This is a genomic window from Burkholderia sp., assembly GCF_018375725.1.
GTDB lineage: Bacteria > Pseudomonadota > Gammaproteobacteria > Burkholderiales > Burkholderiaceae > Burkholderia.
Genome location: NZ_JAHACR010000166.1, coordinates 1 through 9,294, shown reverse-complemented (window position 1 = coordinate 9,294; position 9,294 = coordinate 1). Strand labels below are relative to the sequence as shown.

6 protein-coding genes, 1 tRNA gene and 2 pseudogenes are annotated in these 9,294 nt (G+C 63.6%); 5 read left to right on the top strand and 4 right to left on the bottom strand.

What is annotated here, in order from left to right:
* The 4 genes from KH616_RS16510 to KH616_RS16495 form a co-directional block, all read right to left on the bottom strand.
* The coding region (locus KH616_RS16510) for an MATE family efflux transporter (protein ID WP_292248223.1) at nucleotides 1-699 on the bottom strand (699 nt) is incomplete at its 3' end.
* A 10-nt stretch (nucleotides 700-709) separates the two neighbouring features.
* On the bottom strand, nucleotides 710-1,039 hold the full coding sequence (locus KH616_RS16505) for a DUF2288 domain-containing protein (protein ID WP_292248220.1): 330 nt from the start codon (nucleotides 1,037-1,039) through the stop codon (nucleotides 710-712).
* A gap of 457 nt (nucleotides 1,040-1,496) precedes the next feature.
* A complete protein-coding gene (locus KH616_RS16500) occupies nucleotides 1,497-2,186 on the bottom strand; it encodes a peptidoglycan DD-metalloendopeptidase family protein (RefSeq protein WP_292248217.1) in 690 nt (229 codons plus the stop codon).
* 119 nt (nucleotides 2,187-2,305) lie between these two features.
* Complete coding sequence (locus KH616_RS16495; RefSeq protein ID WP_292248214.1) at nucleotides 2,306-3,217, bottom strand: aldose epimerase; 912 nt, start codon at nucleotides 3,215-3,217, stop codon at nucleotides 2,306-2,308.
* 504 nt (nucleotides 3,218-3,721) lie between these two features.
* Here KH616_RS16495 and KH616_RS16490 point away from each other — a divergent pair.
* The 5 genes and pseudogenes from KH616_RS16490 to bcsB all read left to right on the top strand — a co-directional run bounded on the left by KH616_RS16490 (nucleotide 3,722) and on the right by bcsB (nucleotide 9,200).
* On the top strand, nucleotides 3,722-4,552 hold the full coding sequence (locus tag KH616_RS16490; RefSeq protein WP_292248212.1) for an undecaprenyl-diphosphate phosphatase: 831 nt from the start codon (nucleotides 3,722-3,724) through the stop codon (nucleotides 4,550-4,552).
* A gap of 110 nt (nucleotides 4,553-4,662) precedes the next feature.
* A tRNA-Arg gene (locus tag KH616_RS16485) sits at nucleotides 4,663-4,739 on the top strand.
* Between the two features lie 680 nt (nucleotides 4,740-5,419).
* Nucleotides 5,420-5,914, top strand: coding sequence for a hypothetical protein (locus KH616_RS16480; RefSeq protein WP_292248209.1), 495 nt, complete (start codon nucleotides 5,420-5,422; stop codon nucleotides 5,912-5,914).
* 262 nt (nucleotides 5,915-6,176) lie between these two features.
* Nucleotides 6,177-6,326: pseudogene (locus tag KH616_RS16475) on the top strand (RNA polymerase subunit sigma); the annotation flags it as partial.
* Between the two features lie 585 nt (nucleotides 6,327-6,911).
* A pseudogene (gene bcsB / locus KH616_RS16470) lies at nucleotides 6,912-9,200 on the top strand (cellulose biosynthesis cyclic di-GMP-binding regulatory protein BcsB).
* The last annotated feature ends 94 nt before the right edge of the window (nucleotides 9,201-9,294 follow it).

The window sequence follows — 9,294 nt, the reverse complement described above, 5'->3', positions numbered from 1 at the left end:
CGCGGCAAGCGGCGGCAAGCCGCGCGGCCGCGACCGCCACAGCATCCACGCGCCGAGCGCGAAACCGCACGCGTCCGCGGTGGCGGTGGCAGCGCCGATGCCGGCGATACCCCAGCCGAATCCGTACACGTAGAGCAGCACCGCGCCGACGTTGACGGCGTTGATGAATACCTGCGAGACGAATGCGAGGCGGACGCGCTGCATGCCGAGCAAATAGCCGAGCACGACGTAGTTCGCCAGTGCGAACGGCGCGGCCCAGATTCGCGCGTGACTGTAGGCGAGCGCCGTCGCGCGTACCGCGTCGCTGCCGCCGAGGGCGTGCAGCGCGAACGACAACAGCGGCGTCTGCAGCGCCAGCACGATCACGCCGAGCACGAATGCGGCGACGAGCGCGCGCAGCACGTTCAACCTGATGCCTTCGCCATCGCGCGCGCCATGCGCCTGTGCGACGAGACCGGTCGTGCCCATGCGCAGGAAGCCGAAGCCCCAGAACACGAAATTGAAGAACAGGCCGCCGAGCGCCACGCCGCCGAGATACTGCGTGCCGTCGAGATGGCCGGCCACGGCCGTATCGACCGCGCCGAGAATCGGCTGGGTCAGGTTGGCGAGGACGATCGGAAAGGCAAGCGCGAGCACGCGCCGATGGGATGCCGCGGCCGGTTGCGGCCCGGCCGCGGGCGATAAGACAGGATTGGGCATTGCGGACGCGTCAGCCGCGTTCCTGCACGCACACCCACGGCGATACGACGACCGCCCACAACTCAGGATTGCGCGCCGCATAATCGCGCGCGGTATCGGCCTGCATGCGCTCGACGTGGCCGGCGGAAAGCCATTGCGTGACCTGCGTGGCGTCGTCGCCGGCGATCGCTTCGGCGACGCTCACGAGATCGAGGTCGCGCGCGACGGACAGCAGCTTGCCTTGCGCGAAGAAGCGTTCCAGATCGCACCAGTCGATCTTGGCGGTTTCGCCGAGGAGCTTGGCGTAGAGCGGGCTATGCGACGCGCCGGCGCCGGGTTCGTTTGCGGATTCGGAGGACATCGGATTGATTGAAAGACTGCAGGTGAGTGCCACTATAAACCATCCGCCCGCATGCGTTTCATGCGTCGTGTCGGGCACGCCGACGACGGCCGCCATGCGCACCGCGGGATGCGCGAGCAGGCAGTCCTCGATCGGGCCGGGGCCGATCCGGTAGTTTTTTACGTGCTCAGGCGGAGACTGTACGACATCTTGGGGAAAATTCAGGCTCGTGCGATGACCGCGCGTCAGCGCAGGATTCGGCAATGACGCATAAGATGACGACGTTGACTTGAAGAGACCATGGATTTGCTTCTGTTTGCTGCGGGGTTCAGCCTGATCGGAATTGTCGCGTTGGTGGCATTCGCGCGCCACGTCGATCCTCTGTCCGGCCGTCTGCGTAAACGCTGACCGGCGCCTTCCGAACACCATCACGACATGCGCGCGGTGCGGGCTGGCACCGCATGCGATCCGTTTGCGCTCAGCGGGCAGGCAGATACCGCGCAGGGTCGATCGAGCGTCCGCCGTAGCGCAGCTCGAAATGCAGTGCGACGCGATCGTTGTCGCTGTTACCCATTTCGGCGATCGTCTGTCCTTGCGTGACCGACTGGCCTTCCTTGACGAGCAGCGCGCGATTGTGCGCATAGGCCGTCAGGTAATCGGCGTTGTGCTTGACGATGATCAGGTTGCCGTAGCCGCGCAGCCCGTTGCCCGCGTAGACGACGACGCCCGGCGCAGCCGCGAGGACCGGCGTGCCGGGGCGATTCGCGATGTCGATGCCCTTGGAGGTCGCGCCGTCGAACGTGCGGATCACATCGCCGGCTGCCGGCCAGATCAGCGCAATGCTGGAGGCGGGCTTCACCGCAGATTCGACGGGCGCCGACGGCGCCGGCCGGCTGCGTCCGGCACTTCCGGTGCCGATGCTCGATGTCGTCGTGCCGGGCGGCGGCTCGACGCGCAGCACCTGGCCGACTTCGATCGCATCGGGATGGGTGATCTGGTTCCAGCGCACGATGTTCTGTACCGACTGGCGGTTGGCGCGCGCGATCTTGTAAAGCGTGTCGCCGCGTTCGACGCGGTAGTAACCGGGGCCGACGGGCGCGGAGCCGCAGGCGACGAGCAGGGCGGCGAACGATGCTGCGATGAGTCGCTTCGTTGTTGTTCCGAACATTGAACCTCGCAAAACGCTGGCGCGCGCGGCGCGACAGTTGGCAAAACGTCAGATTTTAACGGGTTCGACGATCGGGCCGCAGATGGGTGCCGCCGGGCGCGCGCCCGGCGGCCGGCGCGTCAGCGCGCGAATGGCGCGACGCGGATGCGCAGCGCCGCGGTTTCGGTCGCGCCAGGCGCGAGCATGCGCAGCCCGAGCCCGTTGTGGATCGCATCGGGCAGACCCAGCCACGGCTCGACACAGTAGAAGTCGGCGTCGGGCTTTTCCGTCCAGGTCGTCACCGCGTACCACGGGATCGAGCCGGGCACATCGAGATCGATTTCGACCGTCCGGCGGCGGCCCGGCATCGCGATTCGCACCGGCGCGGACGCCGTGCCGTCGAGACAATGGAAACAGTCGTGGAGGCGTGCGTCGTCCAGCGCGTAATGCGCGTCGCCGGGTTCGGGGGCGCTGATCGTGCCGTCGGGGAGTTGTTGCCGTCGGTGCGTCGGTGGCAGTTCGAGCGTCGTCTGGCCGCGCTCCGCGTGCGGCAGCGCGAAGTAGAAATGATGGCCGGCGTAATAGGGCATCGGCGTGTCGCCGCGATTGGTTGTCGTCAGCGCGACATCGAGCGTATGCGCGTCGGCGAGGCGGTAGGTCGCTTCAAAACGGAAATCGAACGGATAGCTGGCGTGCAGTGCGGGGCTGCTCTCGAGCTTCATGGTGCGTCCGGTGCCGTCCGCGGTGGGATGTGACGAGAATGGCAGGTCACGCGCGAAGCCGTGCGCCGGCAGGTCGCGGACGACGCCCGACGCATCGCGCCAGCGGCCGAGCGCGCCGTCGACGCGATGGCGGCCGAGAAACGGGAACAGCAGCGGATTGCCGCCGCGCACGCGCGCGACGTTGCGCCAGTCGGCATCGGCCGGCCAGAAGATGATGGGTTCGCCGTCGACGTCCCATGACAACAGGCGTCCGCCATATTGCGGCGCGATCCGGACGAGCGACGGGCCGGCGTGGAGTTCGTGAATCTCGTGTTGCTGGAAGGTCGGCATGGCGAATCGGGAGTGAGTGGTTGACGAGGCTGCTGGACGGTACGGCGCTCCATTATCGGGCCGCCGATGCGTCGGGGAAAACCCTTCTCGGGAAATTGCGAGTTTTGATGGTCGATACGCGTACGGATAATGTGCGATCCACCGGTTGTATTACCGGGTCATGACACTTCGAGGAGCGCGCATGGATCTGGCAATGGCAATGGGTATCGCCTTGTTTGGGATGTTCACCGGCAGCACCGTGCTGTTTTTCTATCAGCTCGGCCGGTAACGGCACAATCTACCGAATCCGCAAAGCCCGCCATTCAAACGGCGGGCTTTTTGCTTTCTTACTGCTTACGAATTGCGGGCGGTTGTGTGCGGCGCCGCAATATCGTGTCGAATGCCTTGGCTCGGTCATGTGCGCTCGGCATAATCGGGACGCGTTTCCGGGCGACATGCCACGGCATGTGTGCCGTGACGCCCGGAATGACTTCCCACCTAATTTCCGTAAAAAAGGACCGACGCGTGAGTCTTGGGTTTCTGGTATTTCTGAGCGTCCTGCAGGGCGTTACCGAACTTTTCCCGGTCAGCAGTCTGGGCCACACGCTGTTGGTGCCGGCATTGTTCGGCATGCACATCGACAAGCATGCGCCGCAACTGCTGCCGTTCCTCGTCGCGCTGCACCTCGGCACCGCTATCGCACTGCTGTGGTATTTCCGCGCGCGCTGGATCGAACTGGCGCGCGGTTTTTTCGCATCGCTCGGCGGCCGCCGCAATGACGAAGGGCATCTGATGTGGGCGCTCATCATCGGCACGATTCCGACCGGGATTGTCGGCCTGCTGCTCGAAAAGCGCATCGAACGCGTGTTTCATGACCTGCGCATCGTGGCCGTCGCACTGATCGTCAATGGCGTGCTGCTGTGGCTCGGCGATCGCATCCAGCGCAGCCGCGCGCACCGTCCGCCCGAGAAGCTGACGTTCAAGCAGGCGTTCTTCGTGGGGCTGGCGCAAGTCGGTGCGCTGATTCCTGGCTTCTCGCGCAGCGGGTTGACGATGATTGCCGGTAACGCTGCGGGGCTGACGGCCGAGAAGGCGGCGGAATTCTCGTTCCTGCTCGGCACGCCGATCATCTTCGCGGCCGGCGTGCTCGAGTTGCCGAAGCTCTTCCGCGCACCGGATCAGCTCGGCGATGCGCTGCTGGGCGGTGTGCTGACTGCGATCGCGGCCTATCTGAGCGTGCGTTTCCTGATGCGCTATTTCGAAGGGCGCGGGCGGCTGGCGTCGTTCGGCGTGTACTGTGCGATTGCCGGTGTGTTCTGTCTTGGATGGTTCATGTTCCATCCGCAGCCGATGTGATGATACGGCTGCCGATCTTGCATGGTGATCAGGTATAATTTCGGGCTCGGCGTTCGCCGGGCCTGAAGTGTTTTTGTCAGGTTCGACGGGTCGATGTCTTCTTCCCCAGACCGCCCTTAGCTCAGTTGGATAGAGCAACGGCCTTCTAAGCCGTAGGTCACATGTTCGAATCATGTAGGGCGGGCCAGAATTTCCTGACAGATCAATCAATTACGCACGGTCTGTTTCCCGCTGGGTTGCAGAGCCAGTCACAATTCCGTGTGACTGACGTGTGACCGGTTTCTACCTTCTCCGAACCGTTCCGCACGGCTGTTGGCCAACGATGCTTCGCGCCTGATGGCCAATCGCCTATCCAGCGAATGTTTAAACATGCTCGGCAAGGAAGAACGTTTCGATACTGAAACATATTTGGCCGAATTGCTGCCGTACGGGCACGAATTCACTCTGATTTCAGATAAAAATCAATAAGTTGTTGCGGATGGTGCCATTGTTGCTTGCCATGTCTGGCCAGGGGCGTTGGGGCCAACGGATGACATCGGCTGGATCGTGCACCGCTGCGAAACGCAGTAAGGGTGAAAAAGAAATGAGCGACGCAACGTGACACTTCATAACAACGTCGTGAATTGCATCTGACGGTGCACAGGATTGGGTTGATTCCGTTTGTCTGTTGAGCGAATCGCCGTGATCATTTGCCCGGTGCTGCAAGCCCAAAACAAAATATCAGCGAATTGGTGTTGCTGCAGTGCAACTGCGCTCGGCGAGGTGCCGTTCTATTGGCATGCAACTCACTCTGGCACTAACGTGGCCGTCCAGCTCACGCGTTCAAGGGTCCGTTGGTCGGTATTGGCATTATTTTAAAATGCAGGAGTGGGAAATGAGACGCTTGAAAACACATGCAGCCATTGTGGCCATATTTTTTTCCTCATCATCGCATCGGTATTTTGGGTTCCTGCTGCGAGAGCGGGCGCGGCATATGCTTACGGCAGTCCGTGGCAGCCATTCACCGCACAGGGATTGAATAATTGCAATAATGAAACATATACCCTTTCCGGAAAGATGCAATTTGATGTCAGGGTGGTGACGGATAGTGCTGGTGGATTGCACGTAACAACATACGTGCGCGTTCGTGGCGTAGGAGTGGGAAGCAGCACCGGTGCAAGATATATTGACAATGAAGGGGGGAATACAACCGAAAATACCCTTTCCTCCGGTGCTATAAGTTACACGACTGTATTTTCAGGGATGGTGATCGCAGTCGATAGAGGCGTGCCGGACTTGCACTATCGCTTGACGATGCATGTCACGATTGATGCTAATGGCAATATAACTTCGAATATCAATAAATTCGAGGTCTTCTGTTAAATATGGAATTTCGCCATCGTCGCGACGGGTATTCAATGTTCTATGAAAGCAGGCTTTGTGGCACGCGTTCTTCAATCCCAATGGTGCGATCGCTTCATCGGACTTTAGTGGTATGAAGGCGCGTGACGAGACAAGTTCGAGGACGTTCGTCGCGATGATGACCGTAGGCGGAATCGGTCACGACAGTTCAAAGCAATGCCGTTCCGTTCCAGCACGTTTGGGGCATTGGCCTTCGCAAGGCTGATGGTCACCGACCACTGCGCGCCAGCGTCGGAGCGCCCGGCGCGACAACCTCGCTCCGATGATCGGCACGTCGGCGGTTGCCGATTTTGAGCGGGAAATCATGGACGCAGATCCGACGACATCGCCCGATCGCGTCCTCATGCGAACCGAGTTGTGTGCGCTGCTCGAAGGCAATGCCAAGGTCGAGGCCGAATTTGGCCATTTCGGTCTGCGCGCCGATGCGGCGCAGCAGGGTCTTCGGGGGCGGGGTCGCAATGTCGACGACGTGACTCAAGTCAGTGCTGCCACGAAGAAAACGCGGGGGGCGCTGTCCGGAATGCTGTAGCATATGCGCCGCTCACGCGGATGCGCCAGCCCGGCCGCCTGCAACGGGATTGCCGCTGACATCCGGCTACCGTGGCGTTGCGCGATGTTCCGCATCAGCAATATGCCGTTTGCTCTATGCGCTGACAACGGCGTAATTCATACCTCCGGATCGCATTCCCCCTGCATTTCTGACCGGCTTTCCCGCTTGTCTGTCCAATCCTTGCAAATTGGGGTAAGTTTCGGTCTATTTTTAGGATAGTCTGACGAATATGCGCCGGGGCTCGCGCATGCGCGGTGTCCGGGTGTGGCGGAGGCCGCCACACCGGATTGATCACGTCATCAAGGCCAGAACAAGAGGGAATGCATTGGAGATGCTCAATCATCGGCATAGCTGCTTTGCATGTGTCGTTTTCGACAATCTCGACAACCAGCTGAAACGGAGCCGTTCATGAAGCCGATCCTTTCGTTCGCCATTTCGGTTGCGGCGGCGGCAGCTTCGCTTTATGCCGCCTGTCTGCCGGCTGCCACGACGTCGCCATCCGCCACGGTGCCCGCCATTTCGGTTGCGCCGGCGGCCGCGAGCGCGCCGGTGGCGGGCGCCGCGCCGGGCGGCCGGCCCGTCACGACCGTGCACCTGCCGTTCTCGACGCTTGGCGCGTTCGATCCGGTGCGCCTGCGGGGCGCCGATGCCGCACGCACGATCAGCGCCGGCGTGCGGCTCGATCGTGTGGTGACGGGAGCGCGGCTACGATTGACCTACGCGTATTCACCGGCGCTGGTGTTCCCCATGTCGCACCTGAAAGTGTCGGTCAACGGGGAGGTGGTCGCGACCGTGCCGTTCGATCAGGCGAACGCGGGCCGCACGGTGACGCAGGATATCCCGATCGATCCGCGCTACTTCTCCGATTTCAATCAGATCGGGCTGCGCCTCATCGCGCACTATTCGCTCGATCATTGCGAAGATCCCGCGAGCTCGGCGCTGTGGGCGGACGTGAGCCCGACGAGCGAGCTGATTCTCGACGAGACGGCGGTTCGCCTGCCCAGCGACCTCGCGCTGCTGCCCGCGCCGTTCTTCGACCGGCGCGACAACGGACACGTGCGTCTGCCGTTCGTGCTGCCGCCATCGCCCGATACGGCGACGCTGCGCAGCGCGGGCGTGCTCGCGTCGTGGTTCGGCGCATTGGCCGATTACCGCCGGGCGCGCTTTCCGGTGTCGTCGGCGTTGCCGACGAACGATCATGCCGTGCTGGTCGGTCCGGTCACGATGCTGCCGCCGGGCCTGTCGCTGCCGCCTGTCAACGGCCCGATGCTCGCGGTGGCGGACAGCCCGACCGCACCGGACAAGAAGGTGCTGATCGTCACCGGCCGCAATGCGGCTGAAGTCGACGACGCGGTCAATACGCTGGTGCTCGGGCGTGCAGCGCTGTCGGGAGCATCGGCGACGGTCGCGCACGTCGACATCGGCGCGCCGCGCAAGCCGTACGACGCGCCGCGCTGGTTGCCGGTCAACCGTCCGATCGCGTTCCGCGAACTGGTTTCCGATCCGCGCGAGCTCGAAGTGCGCGGCACGGCACCCGATCCGATCCGCCTGAACCTGCGCGTGCCGGCGGACCTGTATTCGTGGAACGGCGCGGGCGTGCCGGTCATGCTGCGCTACCGCTATACCGCACCGACCGTGCAGGACAATTCGACGCTTGCCGTCGAGATCAACGACCAGCTCGTGAAGTCGTACCGTCTCGGGCCGGCGCGCGCCGAGGACGGGCACGGCCGCCTGCAGTTGCCGCTGCTGTCGGTGCCTGAAGGCCGGGTGACGAGCGATGTCGACATTCCCGCGTTCCGTGTCGGCAGCGGCAACCAGCTGCAGTTGCAGTTCACGCTCGATTCCCAGAAGACAAGTTTGTGCGCGAGCACTGCTGTCGAGCCGCAGCGCGCGGCCATCGATCCGGATTCGACGATCGATTTCTCGCACTTCGTCCATTACGCGCAACTGCCGAACCTGGCGTACTTCGCGAACAGCGGCTTTCCGTTCACCCGTTTCGCGGATCTGTCGCAGACCGCGGTGGTCGTCGCCGACCGGCCGTCGCCGCGGGAACTGGAAGCGTTTCTGACGATGCTGGGCCATATGGGCGAGTGAACCGGTTTCCCGGCACTGCGCGTGCAGGTCGCGCGGCCGGGCGACGTCGCTGCGCTGTCGGCCAAGGATCTGCTCGTGATCGACGGTGAGCCGTCGTTTCCGCTGCTGGAGCGCTGGCGCGCGTCGCTGCCGCTTGCGGTTGGCGAACACGCCGGCGCGGGCGGCACGCGCGTCGCGTTCACGGTGAAGGAGCGCTGGCGCAATGGCGTCGGCATGGCCGACGGCGGCGCACGGATCGAGCAGAACGGCTCGCTGGCCGCGCTGCTCGGTTTCGAACTGCCGGGCAGCCGCGGCCGCAGTGTCGTCGCACTGACGGCGACCGACCCGGCACGCCTGGGCGACGTGCTCGACGTGTTCGAGAACGCCGGGCTCGTCGCGCACGTCCAGGGCGACCTCGCGCTGGTGCGGCCGGGAGCGGTCGACAGCATGCGGGTCGCGGAGCCGTACGTGGTCGGCTTCGTGCCGTGGTACGCGCGCGTCTGGACGCATGCGGCGCGGCATCCGGTGGTGCTCGGCGCGGTCGGCGTCGTCGCGGGGCTGCTGCTCGCGCTCGGCGCATTCAGCCTGCTGCAAAGGATCGCTGCGCGACGTCGGGGGATGTGACGGATGGTGCGGGCAATGGGATGGCTGCGGGTGAAGCGGTCGGCGCGTCGCGTGGGCGTCGCGGTCGCGCTGGCGGCGGTCACGGGCACCGCCG

What these genes read in the sequence shown, in the direction of transcription:
- KH616_RS16505 (WP_292248220.1), bottom strand. Translation starts at nt 1,039, where the DNA reads ATGTCCTCCGAATCCGCAAACGAACCCGGCGCCGGCGCGTCGCATAGC.
- KH616_RS16495 (WP_292248214.1), bottom strand. Translation starts at nt 3,217, where the DNA reads ATGCCGACCTTCCAGCAACACGAGATTCACGAACTCCACGCCGGCCCG.
- KH616_RS16500 (WP_292248217.1), bottom strand. Translation starts at nt 2,186, where the DNA reads ATGTTCGGAACAACAACGAAGCGACTCATCGCAGCATCGTTCGCCGCC.